The 19,823-nt window shown below is 43.8% G+C and carries 15 protein-coding genes; 14 read left to right on the plus strand and 1 reads right to left on the minus strand.

Features of this window, described 5'->3' with window-relative positions:
- Window positions 1-68: 68 nt before the first annotated feature.
- Window positions 69-3,293, minus strand: a complete 3,225-nt coding sequence (gene carB, locus ATH1_RS0102315; RefSeq protein ID WP_010417015.1) for a carbamoyl-phosphate synthase (glutamine-hydrolyzing) large subunit — start codon at window positions 3,291-3,293, stop codon at window positions 69-71.
- 377 nt (window positions 3,294-3,670) lie between these two features.
- Between carB and ATH1_RS0102320 the strand changes: the two genes are divergently transcribed.
- From ATH1_RS0102320 to ATH1_RS0102390, 14 genes are all read left to right on the plus strand, one after another.
- A complete protein-coding gene (locus tag ATH1_RS0102320; RefSeq protein WP_010417017.1) occupies window positions 3,671-4,150 on the plus strand; it encodes an arginine repressor in 480 nt (159 codons plus the stop codon).
- A gap of 313 nt (window positions 4,151-4,463) precedes the next feature.
- Window positions 4,464-5,165, plus strand: coding sequence for a GNAT family N-acetyltransferase (locus ATH1_RS0102325; protein ID WP_010417019.1), 702 nt, complete (start codon window positions 4,464-4,466; stop codon window positions 5,163-5,165).
- A 78-nt stretch (window positions 5,166-5,243) separates the two neighbouring features.
- On the plus strand, window positions 5,244-6,458 hold the full coding sequence (locus ATH1_RS0102330; protein WP_010417021.1) for an argininosuccinate synthase: 1,215 nt from the start codon (window positions 5,244-5,246) through the stop codon (window positions 6,456-6,458).
- Between the two features lie 202 nt (window positions 6,459-6,660).
- Window positions 6,661-7,626, plus strand: coding sequence for an N-acetyl-gamma-glutamyl-phosphate reductase (gene argC, locus ATH1_RS0102335; RefSeq protein WP_010417023.1), 966 nt, complete (start codon window positions 6,661-6,663; stop codon window positions 7,624-7,626).
- Between the two features lie 240 nt (window positions 7,627-7,866).
- On the plus strand, window positions 7,867-8,994 hold the full coding sequence (locus tag ATH1_RS0102340; RefSeq protein WP_010417025.1) for an aspartate aminotransferase family protein: 1,128 nt from the start codon (window positions 7,867-7,869) through the stop codon (window positions 8,992-8,994).
- An 11-nt stretch (window positions 8,995-9,005) separates the two neighbouring features.
- A complete protein-coding gene (locus ATH1_RS0102345) occupies window positions 9,006-9,623 on the plus strand; it encodes an HNH endonuclease (protein ID WP_010417027.1) in 618 nt (205 codons plus the stop codon).
- A complete protein-coding gene (gene proC / locus ATH1_RS0102350; protein WP_010417030.1) occupies window positions 9,613-10,419 on the plus strand; it encodes a pyrroline-5-carboxylate reductase in 807 nt (268 codons plus the stop codon). The genes ATH1_RS0102345 and proC overlap by 11 nt, the downstream gene beginning before the upstream one ends.
- Window positions 10,416-11,519: a glutamate 5-kinase gene (proB, locus tag ATH1_RS0102355; RefSeq protein WP_010417033.1), complete on the plus strand. Its 1,104-nt coding sequence runs from the start codon at window positions 10,416-10,418 to the stop codon at window positions 11,517-11,519. The genes proC and proB overlap by 4 nt, the downstream gene beginning before the upstream one ends.
- 226 nt (window positions 11,520-11,745) lie before the next feature.
- Window positions 11,746-12,993 carry a glutamate-5-semialdehyde dehydrogenase gene (locus tag ATH1_RS0102360; RefSeq protein WP_010417037.1) on the plus strand — a complete coding sequence of 416 codons (1,248 nt, stop codon included), beginning with the start codon at window positions 11,746-11,748 and terminating at the stop codon, window positions 12,991-12,993.
- A 137-nt stretch (window positions 12,994-13,130) separates the two neighbouring features.
- Window positions 13,131-14,081 carry an N-acetylornithine carbamoyltransferase gene (locus ATH1_RS0102370; protein WP_010417040.1) on the plus strand — a complete coding sequence of 317 codons (951 nt, stop codon included), beginning with the start codon at window positions 13,131-13,133 and terminating at the stop codon, window positions 14,079-14,081.
- A gap of 69 nt (window positions 14,082-14,150) precedes the next feature.
- The gene (gene argB, locus ATH1_RS0102375) at window positions 14,151-14,927 is read left to right on the plus strand and encodes an acetylglutamate kinase (RefSeq protein WP_010417042.1); all 777 of its coding nucleotides are present in this window, start codon (window positions 14,151-14,153) and stop codon (window positions 14,925-14,927) included.
- Between the two features lie 52 nt (window positions 14,928-14,979).
- Window positions 14,980-16,053 carry a M20 family metallo-hydrolase gene (locus tag ATH1_RS0102380; RefSeq protein WP_010417044.1) on the plus strand — a complete coding sequence of 358 codons (1,074 nt, stop codon included), beginning with the start codon at window positions 14,980-14,982 and terminating at the stop codon, window positions 16,051-16,053.
- Window positions 16,054-16,717: 664 nt separating this feature from the next.
- Window positions 16,718-18,052: an argininosuccinate lyase gene (gene argH, locus ATH1_RS0102385; protein ID WP_010417046.1), complete on the plus strand. Its 1,335-nt coding sequence runs from the start codon at window positions 16,718-16,720 to the stop codon at window positions 18,050-18,052.
- 148 nt (window positions 18,053-18,200) lie between these two features.
- Window positions 18,201-19,547, plus strand: a complete 1,347-nt coding sequence (locus tag ATH1_RS0102390; RefSeq protein ID WP_010417047.1) for a citrate/2-methylcitrate synthase — start codon at window positions 18,201-18,203, stop codon at window positions 19,545-19,547.
- Window positions 19,548-19,823: the final 276 nt, after the last annotated feature.

Consider the following 19,823-nt stretch of genomic DNA (forward strand, 5'->3'; position numbering starts at 1 on the left):
ACCGTGTTAAAAATCCCTGCCGGCGGGAATAGACGGCTGTTTCACATCTAAAAACAAATCATCTTCCCCTACCTGTACTCATTCCAGCTCTTGATAGGGATATCACTAATATCCATCTTGCAGAAAGCATAGATAAAAGCACTTGCCAACCGGGCATTGGTGATGAGCGGTATGTTAAAATCGACGGCATTTCTTCGAATCCGATAGCCGTTCCGAAGTTCCCCTTTGCTCAGGTTTTTTGGGATGTTGACCACCAGGTCGATTTTCTTTTCCCTGATATAGTCCAGGGTATTAGGTTTCATGTCGGGTTCGTCGGGCCAGTGTAGCATGGTCGATTTGATGCCGTTTTCTTTGAAAAATTTGTGAGTGCCGGCTGTTGCAAAAATATTGTATCCTTTTTCAACCAGCATTTTTGCGCTTTGAAGCATTTCCACTTTACTTCTTAGCGGACCGGATGAAATAAGGATGTTCTTTTTCGGAATGTTATAACCTACAGCCAGCATGGATTGTAATACTGCATCGTAGTAATTATCTCCGATACAGCCGACTTCCCCGGTCGAGGCCATGTCCACACCAAGTACCGGGTCGGCATTGAGCAAGCGGGCAAATGAAAACTGCGGGGCTTTAATACCTACATAATCGAGTTCGAAGATGCTTTTTGCAGGCCTTTCGACAGGCATACCAAGCATTACTCTCGTGGCGATATCGATAAGGTTTATCTTCAGAACTTTCGAGACAAAAGGAAAACTGCGGGAGGCTCTTAAATTACATTCTATTACTTTTATGTCGTTGTCTTTTGCCAGCAACTGCATATTGAAGGGCCCCGAAATATTCAGAGCAGCAGCGATCTGTCGTGCAATCCGTTTTACTCTTCTGATGGTTTCGATATAGAGTTTTTGCGGGGGGAATACAATGGTTGCATCTCCCGAGTGAACACCGGCGAATTCTATGTGTTCGGAAATGGCATAGGCAATCATCTCACCGTTTTTGGCTACGGCATCTATCTCAATCTCTTTAGCCTGTTCTATAAATTCCGATACAACTACGGGATATTGTTTGGACACGTTGGCAGCCAGTTCCAGAAAATGTTCCAGTTCTTCTTCGTTGGAAACAACATTCATGGCCGCTCCCGATAAGACATAGGATGGACGAACCAGAACGGGATAACCGACTTTCCGGATGAAAGCATAAATGTCTTCAATAGAAGTAAGCTCATTCCACCTTGGTTGGTCGATTTTCAAATCATCCAATAACGATGAGAATTTCTGACGGTTTTCGGCACGGTCGATGTCTTCGGGCGAAGTTCCCAGGATAGGAACATTGGTTTTATGCAACCGCATGGCCAGATTATTGGGAATTTGTCCGCCTACCGATACAATAACGCCCCTGGGATTTTCAAGATCGGTAATATCAAGAACCCGTTCCAGAGTTAATTCATCAAAAAAGAGCCGGTCGCATACGTCGTAATCGGTACTTACCGTTTCGGGGTTGTAGTTGATCATCACCGAACGGTATTTTTGTTGGTTGATGGTGTCAATGGCATTTACACTACACCAGTCAAATTCGACGCTGGAACCTATCCGGTATGCCCCTGAGCCCAAAACAACGACCGAACGGCCGTCCTTTTCAAATTCCACATCGTGGTATTCGCCATTATAGGTGAGGTATAGATAATTGATTTGGGCCGGAAATTCGCCGGCCATGGTGTCAATTTGTTTGACGACAGGCAGGATGTTACGTTTCTTTCGGTGCTCACGTACCTTCAGGAGGTTTTCTTCCATCTTGTCGTCATCAGGATTGAGGACGAGACGAGCAATCTGGAAATCGGAATAGCCCATCTGTTTAGCTTTAAGCAGCATTTCATCCGGGATATTTTCGACAGAATCATATCTGGAAAGCTCGTTTTTAAGATCGGTAATGTTTTTTAGTTTGTTCAGGAACCATTTGTCGATTTTTGTGAGATCATGGATTTCTTCAACGGTAGTCCCGTTCTGAAGCGACTCTGAAATGGCAAAAATGCGTTGGTCGGTAGGCTCTGCAAGTTCCGTTTCCAACACGATATCTTTAAGCGGATGATTGGCCACAAAACCGTGCATCCCTTGTCCCACCATTCGCAGTCCTTTTTGAATCGACTCTTCAAAGGTTCGCCCGATGGCCATGATTTCGCCCACACTTTTCATACTCGACCCGATTTGTTTGGACACGCCCGTGAATTTGTTCAGGTCCCATCGGGGTATTTTGCAGACAATATAATCGAGTGCAGGTTCAAAAAATGCAGGGGTGGTTTTGGTTATAGAGTTTTTCAGTTCAAACAAACCATAGCCCAGTCCAAGCTTGGCAGCCACAAAAGCCAGCGGATAGCCGGTTGCCTTGGATGCAAGTGCACTGGACCGTGACAGGCGGGCATTTACCTCAATGACTCTGTAGTCCTCTGAGTAAGGGTCAAGAGCATATTGAACGTTGCATTCGCCAACTACTCCGATGTGCCTGATGATTTTTATGGCAAGTTCCCTTAATTTATGATATTCTGAGTTACTTAGTGTTTGAGAAGGAGCAACAACGATACTTTCACCCGTGTGAATTCCGAGCGGGTCGAAGTTCTCCATATTACATACGGTGATGCAATTGTTGTAGCTGTCACGCACTACTTCGTATTCCACTTCTTTCCAGCCTTTGAGAGATTCCTCGACCAATATTTGTTTGGAGTACGACAGCGCATTGTCGGCCCGTTTGATGAGTTCTTCCTTGTTGGCGCAGAAACCGCTACCCATACCGCCAAGTGTATAAGCAGCTCTGATGATGATGGGATACCCCATTTTGTCGGCGGCTTTAACTGCATCCTGAACCGAAGTTACAGCAACACTTTTGGGCGTTTTAACGTTGATTTCGGCCAGTTTACCGGCAAAAATTTCCCGGTCTTCAGTATCGATGATAGCTTGTATTGGTGTGCCAAGAACTTCAAGGTTGTATTTCTTCAGTATTCCCTGCTCGAAGAGCTGAATCCCGCAGTTCAGTGCTGTCTGACCGCCAAAAGCGAGGAGAATACCTTCGGGCTTTTCCTTTTTAATAACTTGTTCAACAAAATAGGGTGTGACTGGTAGAAAGTATATCTTGTCGGCAATTTTTTCCGAGGTCTGAACCGTGGCTATGTTAGGATTGATAAGAACCGTCTCTATGCCTTCTTCTTTAAGTGCTTTCAGTGCCTGCGAACCGGAATAATCAAACTCACCTGCTTCTCCGATTTTCAGGGCTCCCGAACCCAGGATAACCGCTTTCTTGATGTGCTTCTTCATTGATTGATTGTTTTTTAATGCAAATAATGGCTTGCTTGTTCTCCGGGTTGCAAAGGTACATTATTCTTTAATAATGACCATAATCTTTTTTGGTGTTTTTGTATATTTTTTGAATATATATTTTAAAAATGATTTTTAGAGAAAGTTTTTGTTTTTCTTGCTGGCAAAAGTCTTACCACTATTTCAGGTGTTCTTTGAAAAGAATAAATAATGCAAAAAAAGTGGATAAATTTTGGATGTTTATGAAATTTGAATAATTTTGCAATCAATATTGAATAATTATTCCTTGGCAGGAATTGGTTAATTTTATTATTAAATAGAACTGAACATTCCTTTTATGTATTAAGGCATGAGGGAATGTCTTTTCATTTGTCGATATGAAGGTAAAGACGCAAAGATTAAATGTCATCAGGCAGCTGATTTCGAACCACAGGGTGAGGAGCCAGGAAGAGCTGCTTAATTTGCTGGAAACTGAAGGTTTTTCGGCAACTCAGGCTACGCTTTCACGTGATCTTAAGGCATTGAAAGTGGCCAAGCGGCCCGATATAGAGGGCGGATATGCTTATGTTCTGCCGGAAGAGGATGATAAGAGTGGAGAAGACGAAAATGGAGATGTATTCCCCGTTAGCGGACTGGAATCTATTGAATTTTCCGGGAATATGGCTGTTTTGAAGACACGGCCCGGATTTGCCAACAGTATCGCTTCGGTCATCGATAGTCATGCTCCCTTTGAGGTGCTGGGAACAATTGCGGGAGATGACACCATACTTCTTATCAGTAAGGAAGGGGTATCGCGACCTGATGTTATCAATGCACTTTCTTTGTTTATGCCGGGACTGAAAAAGAAATTATTGTGAGACAATCGTTCGTTAAGTTTTTGCAAAGGCCTTGAAATCTGTTTTGGGATGATGGTTTGTGATAAACAGCTGACTGTAAAAATTCTTTGTTTCAAGGTTATGTGATCATCTTAAATCTATTGTAAATCTGACATCTTTAATATAGAATGAGTGCGGTATAAAAAGCATTTTTTTTCAAAATCAAGGCGTTTTAAATTTTTGTACCGGAATTAACCCGTTGTTAATGAGGGTTCAAAAATTTAAAAAAACAATGAGTTTGGCAACAAAGATGCTTTTCAAACCGGGCTCATAAATATCTAACAATATATATTTAATGGCACAGGCACAGGTAAATAATATAAAAATACAGATTGCTTCGGAGGAGCATTTGCCTTATGTGGATACCATTCTGGAGACCATTGCGGAAGCCGCCAAAATCAGGGGAACAGGTATAGCCCGCAGGAGTCCGGATTATATCCGTAACAAAATTATTGAGGGGAAGGCCATTATTGCACTTGACGGTGATGAGTTTGCCGGATTCTGCTACATCGAATCATGGGGACACGAGAAGTTTGTAGCAAATTCCGGATTAATTGTCGTGGATAAATATCGTGGACAGGGTCTTGCAAAGAAAATCAAGCGGAAGGCTTTCGAACTCTCACGGAAAAGATACCCAAATGCTAAAATATTTGGGCTTACAACAGGACTTGCCGTGATGAAAATCAACTCGGAGCTCGGATATAAACCGGTTACTTTTTCGGAGTTGACCGACGATGACGAGTTCTGGAAAGGCTGCCAGAGTTGTGTAAATTATGATATCCTGATGCGTACCAACCGCAAACATTGCCTTTGTACAGGAATGCTTTTTGATCCGGCAAAAGATGCAAAGCCGGAACCCATTCCTCCAAAGCGGCTGAGTGTGTACGGCAGATGGTTGAAATTTAAGCAGTTTGTGTTCTTAAAGTCGAACAATAACAAGCAGTCCACAGGGAAAAGAAATTTGCTGAAGAGCCTGTTTTCTACTCTCTTTGCCTGATTCATCAGGCCTTTGGTGAGGCGGCAATTACCGGTAGATTTTGAAAGAATGTTTAGTTGATATAACAAAATAGAAATAATGAACAACAAAGTAGTGCTTGCCTTTAGTGGCGGACTGGATACGTCGTTTTGCGTTAAATACCTCAAAGAGGAGAAGGGACTGGAAGTTTATTCAGCAATTGCCAATACGGGTGGCTTTTCGGATGTCGAACTCGGGGAGATAGAGAAAGGTGCACGGAGCCTGGGCGTGACCGATCATGTTACCCTCGATATTACCGGACTTTATTACAGGAACTGCATCCGTTATATGGTTTACGGGAATGTGCTCAAGAATAATACCTATCCGCTTTCGGTTTCTTCGGAGCGTATTTTTCAGGCTATGGCTATTGTAGATTATGCACGAAAAATTGGTGCCCGGTATATCGCACACGGAAGTACAGGGGCCGGAAATGATCAGATTCGGTTTGATCTTACTTTTCAGATAATGGCCCCGGAAATTGAAATACTGACCCCGATTCGTGATCTTACTTTGTCGCGCAATGAAGAGATTGAATACCTGAAAAAGAGAGGTGTCAATAAAGATTGGACCAAAATGGCCTATTCCATCAATAAAGGGATATGGGGTACCAGCGTGGGAGGGAAGGAGACGCTTACTTCCGATCAGGCTCTTCCTGACGATGCCTACCCGAGCCGGCTGAAGAAGGAAGGAAGTGAAGAAATGATACTTTCCTTTGAAAAGGGAGAGCTGAAGTCGGTTAACGGTGAGTCGTCTGACAATCCTGTCGATGCCATTCGTAAAGTTGAGTCGTTAGGGGCCTCTTATGCAATTGGACGCGATATACACGTGGGTGATACTATCATCGGGATAAAAGGACGCGTCGGGTTTGAAGCAGCAGCACCGCTGATGATCATTAAAGCGCATCATTTGCTTGAGAAACATACACTTACCAAATGGCAGTTGTATTGGAAAGAGCAGCTGGGTAACTGGTACGGCATGTTGCTTCACGAGGCTCAATACCTTGAACCGGTGATGCGTGACATTGAAGCATTCCTGGAACATTCGCAAGCCAATGTTTCGGGCGACGTTATTCTGAAACTTCATCCTTACCGCTTTGAACTGATTGGAATTCGTTCGCCACACGATCTGATGAGGAGTGGGTTTGGCGATTACGGTGAAGTGAACAAAGAGTGGGATGGTAATGATGTAAAAGGATTTACAAAGCTGATGAGCAATTATCTGAAAATATTTAATAAAGTCAACGGATTTGATGTGGAGACTGGTGTTAATGCTTGAGTAAAGCATATTTTTGTCAAAATCGAGGCGTTTTAGATTTTTGTACCGGAGTTAACTTATTGTTAATGAGGATGCAAAAATTTAAAACAACAATGAGTTTGGCAACAAAGATACTTTTTAGCCCGGTCTCAATGCTTAAATCTGACATATTGTGAAAGTTTGTTTGAGTTTATAGAGGAGTACTAAATATCTGATTAGAAAAATGATAAAAGTAGGCATTGTAGGTGGAGCGGGATATACAGCCGGAGAACTTGTCCGTATTTTACTTGGGCATCCTTCGGCAGAGATTGTATGGATTCATAGCAGTAGTAATGCGGGAAATAAATTGTTCGATGTTCATACCGACCTGTTTGGAGAGACCAATCTGGAATTTTGTGAAGGGATGGATTTCGAAGCGGTAGATGTCATTTTTCTCTGCATGGGGCATGGTCGATCAGCAACATTTATGAAAGAGCATAACCTGCCGGATCAGTTGAAGGTGATTGACTTGAGCAATGATTTCAGGCTGGACAGACAAAACAATGAGTTTGTCTACGGTCTGCCCGAGGTGAACCGGCCAAAGATAAAAGATTGCCGGTATCTGGCTAATCCCGGTTGTTTTGCCACCTCCATTCAGTTGGCATTGCTTCCCCTTGCGGCCGGTCATCTGCTTGATGAGATACATGTACATGCCATTACCGGTTCTACAGGTGCAGGACAGGCACCCTCGGGAACAACCCATTTTAGCTGGCGAAATGGCAATGTTTCGGTATACAAAGCTTTTGGTCATCAGCATCTTAATGAAATGACCGAAACCATGAAAGAACTGATGCCGGGCTTTAATGAAGCCTTCAATTTTATTCCCGTCAGGGGTAATTTTTCCCGGGGAATTCTGGCTTCGGTTTATTTGAATTGCCCGATAAGTGAGACTGAAGCAAATGATTTGTTCGGGAAATTTTACAGTACTCATCCTTTTGTTACAATATCGGCAAAACCTGTCGATGTAAAGCAGGTGGTCAACACCAATAAATGTTTGTTACATGTGAAAAAGTATGGCAGTAAGCTCCATGTGGTAAGTGTTATCGATAATCTTACCAAAGGTGCATCGGGGCAGGCTGTTCAAAATATGAATCTGATGTTTGGTCTGGACGAACAGGAGGGGCTACGACTGAAGCCAGTGGCTTTTTGAGATAGATAAAGGGTTGTTTTTTTACGGTTTAAATTTAGGTGTTCATTTTTTTCAATCCTACTCCCTTCTGTTTGTTTGTCGCTGTGCTCAGATGAGTACAGCGACATTTCCGGACCATATTATAACCCGGTGAAACAAGCAGGCAAAGTTTACCACTGCTGAAAGTATTGATAATAAGCGTTCGGTATAATAAAGATGCTTTTTTAGACCGGGCTCATAATATATTAAACGATAAGAATAATGGAGTTGTTCGATGTTTATCCGCTGTTGGACGTGATTCCCGTTTCGGCTAATGGTTGTTACATTACCGACGATCGGGGTGTTGAATATCTGGATTTGTACGGGGGTCATGCTGTGATCTCAATAGGTCATTCACACCCGCATTATATCCGGCGCATTAAAGAACAGCTCGACCGTATAGGGTTTTATTCCAATTCTGTCATTAACCCGTTGCAAAAGGAACTGGCCAAAAAACTGGGCGAAACATCCGGGCTCGAAGATTACCGTCTGTTCCTGTGCAACAGTGGGGCTGAAGCCAACGAAAATGCTTTGAAACTGGCTTCATTTGCCACAGGGAAACGTCGTGTTGTTGCTTTTTCGAAAGCCTTTCACGGGAGAACCTCGGCAGCATTGGGAGTTACTGATAACGATAATATCCGTGCAGCGTTAAATCGTGGACAGGATGTTACTTTCCTTCCTCTTAATGACATAGTGGCTGTTGAGAAAGAGTTGCAGAAAGGCGATGTTTGTGCTGTTATCGTAGAGGGTATTCAGGGAATCGGGGGCATACGCATCCCTGAAATTTCGTTCCTGCAAAACCTTCAGACTTTGTGTGAGAAAGCCGGATGTAAGCTCATTCTGGATGAGATTCAGTCGGGATACGGACGGAGTGGGAAGTTTTTTGCATTTCAGGAAGCAAATATTGAACCAGATATAGTAACTGTAGCCAAAGGAATGGCCAATGGTTTTCCGATGGGCGGCGTTTTGATCAAACCCGGTATTGAAGCCCGACACGGGATGCTCGGTACCACATTTGGTGGTAATTACCTTGCCTGTGCTGCCGGGCTGGCAGTGCTCGAGGTCATTGAATCCGAAGATTTGATCATCAATGCCGATGTCATCGGAAAATTTCTTTTGTCAGAGCTTCGAAAAATCAGTGGTATAAAAGAGGTTCGTGGCCGCGGACTGATGATAGGGCTGGAATTTGACTCACCGGTAAATGAGCTCAGGAAAACACTATTAAAGGATGAGTACATATTTACCGGCGTTTCTTCCACCAATATCATCCGGCTTCTTCCGCCACTAAGCCTTACCCAAAAGGAAGCTAATGTTTTCATTAAGGCTCTGAGGCGTCTTTTGGCTCCCTAAACCCTTGAATTATGGTTAAATCATACTGGAATGAAGAATGGAAAGAAATCCCTTTCGAAAAAGGAGCCCTGCGAAAACGTTATGCTGTTTCGAATTACGGGCGCGTCGTCAGCTATTGTGCCGACGATATGAGTGATGCTGCTTTTGTTAAAGGAGGCACACTTAAAGGATATAAGACATTGCCCCTGCGACCCTTTGGGCGTTCGCGAACCTATTATGTGCATAAACTGGTGGCTGAGCAATTTATCGGCAAAGATTCTGATGATCAGAAGTATGTGATTCACCTGGATTATAACAAATGCAATAATTTTGTTGAAAATTTGTGCTGGGCCAATAAAAAGGATATGTTTGAGCATCAGCAAAAAAATCCCACGGTTGTGGAAGGACGCAAGCGCCTGAAGGAAAACCGCCGGAGTGAGGGAGGCAAACTTACCGATACGCAGGTGATGTTGCTTAAAAAGAGAATATCGGACCCGCGCCGTAAAACCCGTCTGAAAATTATTGCCCGTCAGTTCGGGATAAGCGAAATTCAGTTGCAACGGATCAAACGTGGTGAAAACTGGGCGCACATTCAAGTTAATGAACCGGAAGTAGCCGGAGAAAGAAATAAAGACATTCATGATCAATAAAATTGCTATAATCGGGGGAGGCAATCTTGGATCTTCCATTGCCAAAGGTTTGATGAGTGCGAACCAACCTTTTAAAGGGGAATTGGTGGTGACCCGAAGACGGGTGCATCTTATCAAAACACTTGAAACATACGGCATTGTAGTTCAACAGGATAATGCGAATGCCGTGAATAACGCTGATATCGTCATTCTTGCCGTGAAGCCGTTTCAAATGAGAGATATAATAGAAGAAATTACGCCTGCTCTTAAAAAGGAGGCCATTCTGGTTTCTTTGGCTGCCGGCGTAGATGCACAGCAAATTTCTGAGATGGCAGGCGGAAGAAAAGGCATTTTCAGGGCCATGCCGAACACGGCTATTTCCATAGGCGAATCCATGACCTGTGTTTCTTCTTTTCAATCGACCGAAGAGCAGGATAAAGTCATTCGGGATTTATTCGAACCGGTAGGGGTCGTTCAGTTTATCCCTGAAGAATTAATGTCTCCCGCTACGGTGTTGGCAGCCTGCGGTATTGCATTTGCTTTGAGATTTATCCGTGCTGCCACCCAGGGAGGCGTGGAAATCGGATTTGGCTCAGAACTTGCCCTGAAAATTGCTTCCCAGACGGTGAAGGGGGCATCGGAATTGATCATCAGAGGTGAGACTCATCCGGAGGCCGAAATTGATAAAGTGACAACCCCCAGGGGAATTACCATTTCAGGTCTGAACGAAATGGAGCATCAGGGGTTCAGCTCAGCCTTGATCAAGGGTTTACTTACTTCATACGAAAAAATTGAAAACGCCACAAAAAAGAAGTGAGAAATAACAAGCTTATTTATAAGTCTGTAACAATAAAGGTAGGGTCCAATGTCCTGACCAGGGACGATGGGAGTTTAAATGTTCAGCGGATGGAACATTTGGTTGGTCAGATTGGCTGGTTGCATAAACAGGGCATTCATGTTATACTGATTTCCTCCGGTGCTGTTGCTGCCGGTCGCGATACCATCAGGAACGCATCCGCTAAAGACCCGGTTGCACAGCGACAATTATTGTCTTCAGTAGGACAGGTGAAACTGGTTAATGTTTATTCTGATTTATTTGAAAAACAGGGCCTTATAAGTGCTCAGGTGCTGGCCACAAAACAGGATTTTAGCACACGGGAACATTATCTGAACATGAAAAACTGCTTTTCTGTTTTACTCGACAACGGAATTGTTCCCGTGGTAAATGAAAATGACGCAGTTTCTGTTACAGCCCTAATGTTTACCGACAATGATGAACTGGCAGGACTTGTGGCATCCATGATGGATACCGATGCGCTGTTAATCCTCAGCAATGTTGACGGAATATTTACCGGTGTCCCGGGTGAATCCGGCTCCGAACTTATTTCCGAAATAAGAGAGGGTGTGGACGACCTTGATGCCTATATCTCTGCCACGAAGAGTGATTTTGGCAGGGGCGGGATGCTGACCAAATGCAGGGTAGCCCGGAAAACGGCTGCCGCGGGTGTTACGGTTCATATTGCTAACGGCACCCGTGATAATGTAATTATCGATTTGATTTCTGAAGATGTAAATGTGCCACATACAAGGTTTGTTCCCAATAGTCCACGACCGGCCATTAAAAAGTGGATGGCCTATGCCGACGGGTTTGCCAAAGCAGAAGTGGTCATCAATAAAGGAGCTAAGGCAGCTTTGACCGGGCCCAAAGCAAGGAGTCTGCTCCTGGCTGGCGTGGTTTCTCTCAACGATGATTTTAAGAAGGGCGACCTGTTGCGGATAAAAGATGAAAACGGACAATTGTTAGGCATCGGCAGGGCTCAATATGACCGGGCGGTTGCCGAAAGACATTTACATGACGAACGTTACCGCCCCTTGATTCATTACGATTATTTGTTCATTTACCCTGACCTGGCATAACCGGGATCAAACAAATCTATACCTTATCTGTCGCTGCTCCGCGGCTGTTAATTGCTGATATGTTGTTGACAAAACGAAAACCGCAGAGCGGTGTCCGGAGCGGTAACATTACCAATGAACCCGGTAACAACGAAAACCGCGGAGCGGTACCGGAGCAGTAACTTTTATAGCAATTATAATCCAATTAAAATGCGACGCCGAAAATGTCGTACAATTATCTATCAATATGACCAACAACGAACAATTCAGGAAAGCGGCTGAAGCCACCCAAACAATGGTGCGATTGAGTGATGATAATATTAGAAGTGTTTTACTCGATCTGGCCGATGAAATGGTCGCGCGAAGTGCTTTTTTGCTGAGTGCCAATAAAAAGGATATGGAACGGATGGATGAGTCCGATCCCCGGTATGACCGGCTTATGTTGACGCAGGAGCGAATAGAAGGGATTGCTGCCGATATGCGTTCTGTCGCCAATATGCAGTCCCCCCTGGGAAAAATATTGGACGAGCGTTCCATGCCATCCGGATTGCACCTTAAAAAAGTGAGTGTACCGATTGGGGTTGTTGGTGTTATATATGAAGCACGTCCCAATGTGACTTTCGATGTTTTTTCACTTTGTTTTAAGTCGGGAAATGTGTCGGTACTGAAGGGAGGACAGGATGCCTGGCATTCTAATCTTGCCGCAGCCGGAATAATTCGGGAATGTCTGGCTGCCCATTCCGTTTCTTATGATGTCATTCAACTGCTTCCACCCGACCGGGAGGCCGCCCGCGCCTTAATGAATGCCGATGGTTATGTGGATGTGCTTATCCCAAGAGGCTCGCAGGGGCTGATAAATTCGGTACGTGAAGGCTCTAAAATTCCGGTGATAGAGACCGGAGCAGGTATTGTGCATACTTACTTTGATGCCTCCGGCGATTTGGAAAAAGGGAAACGCATTGTGTTCAATGCAAAAACCAGAAGACCTGCCGTTTGCAATGCACTTGACTGTCTGATACTTCACGAAGATCGGCTTTCCGACTTACCGGAACTGGTTGCTGCACTCGCCATGAAGAATGTGGTGATAGAAGCTGATGAGAGCGCCTGGATGCGACTCGAAGGTCACTATCCTTCAGACCTTTTGCAGAAAGCGACACCCGAATCTTTCGGTACCGAGTTTCTGTCGTTGCGTATGGCCATAAAAGTGGTGAAAGATTTTGATGAAGCGCTGTCTCATATATCCCAAAATAGTTCCAGACATAGTGAAGCAATCATTGCCGAAGACAGAGCAGCAGTTGAACGGTTCTTTAACGAGGTGGATGCGGCAGCCGTCTATTCCAATACATCCACCGCCTTCACCGATGGTGCCCAGTTTGGACTCGGGGCCGAGATAGGTATCAGCACACAAAAACTTCATGCCCGTGGGCCCATGGGGCTGAAAGAGTTGACCAGCTATAAGTGGATCGTTGAAAGTGACGGCGCTATACGGCCATGAAAAATCGTTACGAAATTGCAGATAAAGCAATCATGAGTTTGGCAACAAAGATGCTTTTCAGACCGGACTCAATCATACGAATTTCCAGGATAAACCGGGCGAGGCTATAAGGCCGGTAAATCAAAAAATTTATATTGATGAAGAGATTTTTAACACCTTCCGATATCGGAGACCTCCGGCAGGCATTGAATGAAGCCGCCGAAGTGAAGAGAAACCCGTTTGGTTATCAGCATCTTGGCAGAAATAAAACCGCTGTATTGATTTTTTTTAATTCCAGCTTGCGGACGCGGTTAAGTACACAAAAGGCGGCAACTAATCTTGGAATGAACGTGATCGTGCTGGATATAAATAAAGACGGCTGGAAACTGGAAACAGAATTTGGTGTGATAATGGATGGAGACAAACCCGAGCATATTCGTGAAGCTGTACCGGTAATCGGACAATACTGCGATATTATTGCCGTAAGGTCTTTTGCTAAATTTGAAGATAAGGAAGAGGATTACAGCGAACGGTTGCTGAATCAGTTTATCGGGTTTTCCGGACGACCCGTCATCAGTATGGAATCTGCAACGCGCCATCCGTTGCAGGCTTTTGCCGATTTAATTACCATTGAAGAGTATAGGAAAAAAAGCCGCCCCAAGGTTGTTCTTACCTGGGCGCCACACCCGAAAGCACTTCCCCAGGCTGTTCCGAATTCTTTCGTGGAATGGATGAAGGCAGCAGATGTGGAGCTTACTGTTACCCATCCAGAGGGTTATGAACTTGCACCTGAATTTATGGAAGGCATTCATGTTGAGTATAATCAGGACAGGGCTTTCAGAGATGCCGATTTCATTTATGCTAAAAACTGGGCCAGCTTTTCGGAATACGGGAAAGTGTTGTCAACCGACAGAAGCTGGACAGTTGATGAGAGAAAAATGGCCCTGACCAATCATGCAAAGTTTATGCATTGTTTGCCGGTGCGACGTAATATGGTGGTAAGCGATGGTGTTATTGACAGTCCCGATTCTATTGTTATCCAGGAAGCTGCCAACAGGGTGGTATCGGCACAAACCGTTTTGAAACGAATGTTGGAAGCTTTGGAATAGTTTTTCGGATGTTTTGATAACCGGGTATAATTCTTCAGTTGTCCGTTAGCTTTTTAAATCATATTTTTTATGGATCAACAATTAACCATTGTCAAAGTCGGGGGGAAAGTTCTGGAAGAGGAACAGACACTCCACATATTTATGGACGACTTTGCATCGCTTCCCGGTGCCAGACTTCTTGTCCACGGAGGCGGGCGTTCGGCTACGGCCCTTGCAGGGCGCCTGGGAATAGAGACCAAAATGGTGGAAGGACGCCGGGTAACAGATGAAAAGATGCTTGAGGTGGTGACAATGGTCTATGGCGGCTTAGTCAATAAAAATGTGGTAGCTGCCCTTCAGGCAAGGGGGGTCAACGCTTTTGGCGTTACCGGAGCAGATATGAATATTGTGAAAGCCCATAAACGAACAGGAACCGAAGTTGATTATGGTTTTGTTGGGGATGTGGATGATGTCAACATTGGTAATTTGACGGCCTTAATTAAACGGGGACTTGTTCCTGTGGTTGCTCCTTTGACACACGACGGAGCAGGACAGATACTCAATACAAATGCCGATACCATTGCTGCTGCTCTGGCTGTGGGATTTGCAGAAGCTTTTGATACCCGTCTGGTTTTTTGCTTCGAAAAACCTGGCGTATTGATCAATCCCGATGATGACGCTTCTGTTATTCCTTTTCTGAACCGGGAATTGTTCCAAATGTATCGTGATGAAGGCATCATTGCAGAAGGAATGGTACCCAAGCTCGAAAACGGGTTTAATGCTTTGAGCCGGGGTGTGCTGGAAGTGGTTATTACCAATATTGAAGGATTGACCATCCCCGGAAAAGGTACTACGCTTGGCGAATAAATGAGTGCGTTATTTTTAGACCGGGCTCATAAATTTTTTAGAGAACTTAAATATGTCCGTTCATCCATACATAACTGATTCAATTGAGCTTCTGAAAAGAATGATAGCTGTTCCTTCTTTTAGCCGCGAAGAGCAGGGAGTGGCCGCATTGCTTGAAGATTTTTTTAAAAGAAACGGGTTGGATTATTATCAGCGAAAAGGGAATAACCTGTGGATCAGGTCGAAATATTACTCCGAAAAATCACCCACCATATTGCTGAATTCCCACATCGACACGGTTCAACCCTCTTCCGGCTGGACAAGTGATCCGTTTTCTCCCAAAGAAGAAGATGATAAGATAACCGGGCTCGGAAGTAACGATGCAGGTGCATCCGTTGTTTCATTGCTTGCCGCTTTCAGGATGCTGGAGGAAAAGAAACATCCGTGTAATTTTATTTTTGCTGCAACTGCGGAGGAAGAAATATCCGGAGAGGAGGGTGTCGCTTCTATTCTTGACCAACTCGGACCTGTTGACCTCGGGGTTGTGGGTGAACCCACACGTATGCAGATGGCTGTGGCTGAAAAAGGACTGATGGTGCTTGACGGAACGGTAAAAGGTAAAAGTGGTCATGCAGCCCGTGACGAAGGCATCAATGCGATTTATGAAGCGATTCCTGTCATTGAATGGTTCAGGAATTATCAATTTCCCCTGCAATCAGAGTTTCTCGGGCCGGTGAAGATGACTGTTACCGGTATCGGGGCAGGCTCTCAACATAATGTAGTTCCGGATGTTTGCCTGTTCATGGTCGATATAAGAGTAAATGAGCACTATAAAAACGAGGAATTATTTCAACTTATCAGGCAACATGTCAACTGTGAATTAAAGGCTCGGTCTTTCAGACTAAACAGCTCTTCTGTCTCTGTAAATCACCCCTTTGTTAAGAGGGGCGAAGAGCTGGGGCTCGAAAAATTTGGCTCTCCTACTACTTCCGACCAGGCGCGTATGCCGTTTACTACGGTGAAAATTGGTCCGGGTGATTCTTCGCGTTCTCATACTTCCGATGAATTCATCAGACCATCAGAAATTGTTGAAGGCGTGAAGATTTACCATCAATTACTCGATAATTTGCATATTCATTCAATTTAAAATGATTTTATATTCATCTTTTTGAAGGCTGATTTGAATGAAACGGGCATGGCAAAGTTTGTTTTAATAGATTTTTAGATGTAAGATGGTAAGATGTAAGATAAAACGGGCTTGACAAGGCATACCACAACAAGAATATGTATAAAGCCTTACATGAGGGTTCCAACCGACCTTAATAATTAAAATTTATACGGATGAATTTATTAGTGTTTTTAAAATAAATCGTTTATTTTTGTGATGATTTCAACAAAAAGGTTACAGATTGGGAGTAAACTGTAACGAGTTGTTTTTTGAATTTTCTGTGAATATTATTCATTTATATCCGTAGTGTTTCCTGTTGGGAAGATGAGTATTTTCCCATCCGTGGAGAGAATTTTATACCTGTTTTTCCCCCGATAAACAAAATTTAGCTTTGTTGTATAAGGTCTGCCAGAAAATGGTGGTTTTGCTGAGAGGGGATGTTGTTTCTTACTGGGAATAGAAATTTAATGGGTTGATACAGAAGTTAATACTATGAAAAACTTATACAACAGAAGGCAAATCTACAAGTTGTGTTTAAAAGGGTTGTCGGGTAAATGCGGTATTACAAGGTTAAATCGAACATCTGAAATTCTGAAATTCTAACCCTCTGTTGAGATGTACTTGTTTAATAAAATTTGCAGCTATGAAGCTATGGGATAAAGGTACCGGAACCGATAAGAAGATAGAATTATTTACGATAGGAAAGGACAGGGAGCTGGATGTTTTTCTTGCCCCGTTTGATATTATAGGTACAATAGCTCATAGCATGATGCTGAAGAAAGTCGGATTGTTATCGGAAGATGATTTGAACGCCTTGTTGCCAGCACTAAAGGATTTATATAAAGAAGCGAAAGAAGGAAATTTTCGAATCGAAGAAGGAGTCGAGGATGTGCATTCACAGGTAGAACTTGAATTGACACGCAAACTGGGAGATGTTGGTAAAAAGGTGCACAGTGGTCGGTCGCGAAATGACCAGGTGCTGCTCGATCTGAAGCTTTTTACGCGGCATAAAATTATGGAAATAGCCGGGTCGGTGCAGGAATTGTTTAAGACACTTCAAACCAAAAGTGACGAACATAAAAATGATCTTTTGCCCGGTTATACGCATTTACAGGTAGCAATGCCATCATCCTTCGGACTGTGGTTCGGGGCTTATGCCGAAAGTTTAACAGATGATATGCAATTGATGCTGGCGGCCTGGAAGATTGTGAACCAAAACCCGCTGGGAGCTGCCGCCGGATATGGAAATTCCTTTCCACTCGATCGGACCATGACAACCGGTTTACTGGGATTTGACGATCTCAGCTATAACGTTGTATATGCTCAGATGGGGCGTGGAAAAATGGAACGTACCGTGGCGATGGCCATGTCATTGATTGCCGGCACTTTATCGCGGCTGGCGATGGATGCCTGCCTGTATATGAGCCAGAATTTCGGATTTATCAGGCTCCCTGATGATTTTACAACCGGTTCGAGCATCATGCCACATAAAAAGAATCCTGATGTTTTTGAATTGTTGCGGGCACGTTGCAACAAACTGACCGATATGCCTCAACAAATCGCATATATAACAGGTAATCTGCCTTCGGGCTATTTCAGGGATATGCAGATTATAAAGGAAATTTTTATTCCGGCTTTTGATGAATTGATCAGTTGCCTCGATATAATGACTCTTGCCCTGAAGCACATGGAAGTAGTCCGTAATATTATGAATAACGAGATGTACAAATATGCTTTCAGTGTAGAGGAAGTAAACCGGCGTGTTCTGAAAGGAGTTCCGTTTCGGGATGCATATAAACAGGTAGGCCTGGAAATTGAAGCCGGTAAGTTCAGTCCCGACACCTCCCGGGTGGAGCATACCCACGAAGGTAGTATTGGTAATCTTTGTAATGACAAAATCAGAGAGAAGATGGATGCCGTGATGAATGGTTTTAGCTTCGGGAAGGTTGAGGCTGCTATTGAAAAATTAATTACTTAATAATGTGTCTTTTCAGAAGGTGTCATTTGCAAGGCTTGCGAATTCCGAAAATAGGGAGTCCCGAAAAACCGGGATGTGTATTTTTGGTAAGCATAACAGAGTAAATGGCACTTTATGGACAGCACAAATTAACCAAAAAATATTGTGTATGACCTTTTTGAAAGAATTAGCGAAATCAGCAGTTCAGTCGTGTGAGATTGACAAAGAGTTGTATGAGAAGTACGATGTAAAACGGGGATTGCGGAATGCAGATTTTTCCGGCGTTTTGGTAGGGCTGACCAACATTGGCGATGTGGTTGGCTATAAAAAAGATGAACAGGGAAAAATCATCCCGGCCCATGGAGAACTGTACTACCGGGGAATTGAATTGAAGGACCTTTGCCGTGGTTTTCAGCAAGACGGACGGCATGGCTTTGAAGAGGCCGCTTATCTGTTACTCTCGGGGAAATTGCCCAATACTTCACAATTGAAGGAGTTTTCTGAAATGTTGACCCGGGAACGTGAACTTCCCGAGTTTTTCTCAAAAAATATGATTTTGTCGTTGCGCGGTCGCAGTGTAATGAATATGCTGGCCCGTTCGGTATTGGGGCTTTATACTGCCGACGATGAAGCCGAAAATTATTCACCTGAAAATCTTCTTAAACAATCGATCAGTCTCATTGCCAAATTTCCTGTCATTGTGGCTTATGCCTACTATGGGATGCGTCACTCCTTTCAAAGGAAATCACTGATTATCCGTCATCCCCAACCCGAACTTAGCGCAGCCGAAAATTTCCTCTATATGCTCAAAGGGAATAAGTACACCAGTCTTGAGGCTGATTTGCTTGACCTGTCACTGGTGTTGCATGCGGAACATGGCGGCGGAAATAATTCATCGTTCACGACACGGGTAGTTAGTTCGGCCCAAACAGACACCTATTCGGCTATTGCTGCAGCACTTGGTTCGCTAAAAGGGGAATTGCACGGCGGTGCCAACCTGAAAGTGATCAACATGATGAATAACATCAAGCAAAACGTCAAAAACTGGGAAGATGAGAATGAAGTGGCCGAATACCTCGAAAAAATTTTGAACAAGAAGGCCAATGACGGGACAGGTAAAATTTACGGCATAGGGCACGCCATTTATACGCTCTCTGATCCCCGTGCCGTGTTGCTTAAAGAAAAGGCAGAGGAACTGGCCAAAGAGAAAGGACGTCTGGCTGAATTTAAACTTTATGCCCTGATTGAACGGATTGCCCCTGAAGTATTCTATAAGTTTAAAGGGTCTAATTCCAAAGTGGTTTGTGCCAATGTCGATTTTTACTCTGGGTTTGTTTATCAGTGTCTTGATATTCCGGAAGAAATTTACACCCCTATTTTTGCTGTTGCCAGGATTGCCGGCTGGTGTGCACACCGCATAGAAGAAGTTACCTGTTCGAGCCGCCGGATTATTCGTCCCGCCTACAAAGCCGTTTATCCGCGACTGGAATATGTTCCGATTCAGAAAAGGAAATAAAATGTTCTCCAATCCTTAAAGGATCATGTTGTGAACTCTTTACGGAAAGTGCTTCCGCTGTTTTTTGAGGGCTCTGAGATATCATTAATGTATATTTATTCGGTTTGTAAGAATTAAACTTAATAAATATTCAAAATTATTCTTTTCCGGCTGGTTTTTATGCAAACATTTTCCTATTTTTGCATCATGATAGTGTTCCACAATTACATGCATTTACCGGTTTTTCGGTAAATGCATTTTTTGCGGAAGGCGAGTGATAAATTTAAAGAAGATTTT

It is taken from the genome of Anaerophaga thermohalophila DSM 12881 (assembly GCF_000191885.1).
GTDB lineage: Bacteria > Bacteroidota > Bacteroidia > Bacteroidales > Marinilabiliaceae > Anaerophaga > Anaerophaga thermohalophila.

What these genes read in the sequence shown, in the direction of transcription:
- proC (WP_010417030.1), top strand. Translation starts at nt 9,613, where the DNA reads ATGATCAATAAAATTGCTATAATCGGGGGAGGCAATCTTGGATCTTCC.
- ATH1_RS0102345 (WP_010417027.1), top strand. Translation starts at nt 9,006, where the DNA reads ATGGTTAAATCATACTGGAATGAAGAATGGAAAGAAATCCCTTTCGAA.
- ATH1_RS0102380 (WP_010417044.1), top strand. Translation starts at nt 14,980, where the DNA reads ATGTCCGTTCATCCATACATAACTGATTCAATTGAGCTTCTGAAAAGA.
- ATH1_RS0102370 (WP_010417040.1), top strand. Translation starts at nt 13,131, where the DNA reads ATGAAGAGATTTTTAACACCTTCCGATATCGGAGACCTCCGGCAGGCA.
- ATH1_RS0102360 (WP_010417037.1), top strand. Translation starts at nt 11,746, where the DNA reads ATGACCAACAACGAACAATTCAGGAAAGCGGCTGAAGCCACCCAAACA.
- ATH1_RS0102320 (WP_010417017.1), top strand. Translation starts at nt 3,671, where the DNA reads ATGAAGGTAAAGACGCAAAGATTAAATGTCATCAGGCAGCTGATTTCG.
- argC (WP_010417023.1), top strand. Translation starts at nt 6,661, where the DNA reads ATGATAAAAGTAGGCATTGTAGGTGGAGCGGGATATACAGCCGGAGAA.
- carB (WP_010417015.1), bottom strand. Translation starts at nt 3,293, where the DNA reads ATGAAGAAGCACATCAAGAAAGCGGTTATCCTGGGTTCGGGAGCCCTG.
- ATH1_RS0102325 (WP_010417019.1), top strand. Translation starts at nt 4,464, where the DNA reads ATGGCACAGGCACAGGTAAATAATATAAAAATACAGATTGCTTCGGAG.
- argB (WP_010417042.1), top strand. Translation starts at nt 14,151, where the DNA reads ATGGATCAACAATTAACCATTGTCAAAGTCGGGGGGAAAGTTCTGGAA.
- ATH1_RS0102340 (WP_010417025.1), top strand. Translation starts at nt 7,867, where the DNA reads ATGGAGTTGTTCGATGTTTATCCGCTGTTGGACGTGATTCCCGTTTCG.
- ATH1_RS0102330 (WP_010417021.1), top strand. Translation starts at nt 5,244, where the DNA reads ATGAACAACAAAGTAGTGCTTGCCTTTAGTGGCGGACTGGATACGTCG.
- argH (WP_010417046.1), top strand. Translation starts at nt 16,718, where the DNA reads ATGAAGCTATGGGATAAAGGTACCGGAACCGATAAGAAGATAGAATTA.
- ATH1_RS0102390 (WP_010417047.1), top strand. Translation starts at nt 18,201, where the DNA reads ATGACCTTTTTGAAAGAATTAGCGAAATCAGCAGTTCAGTCGTGTGAG.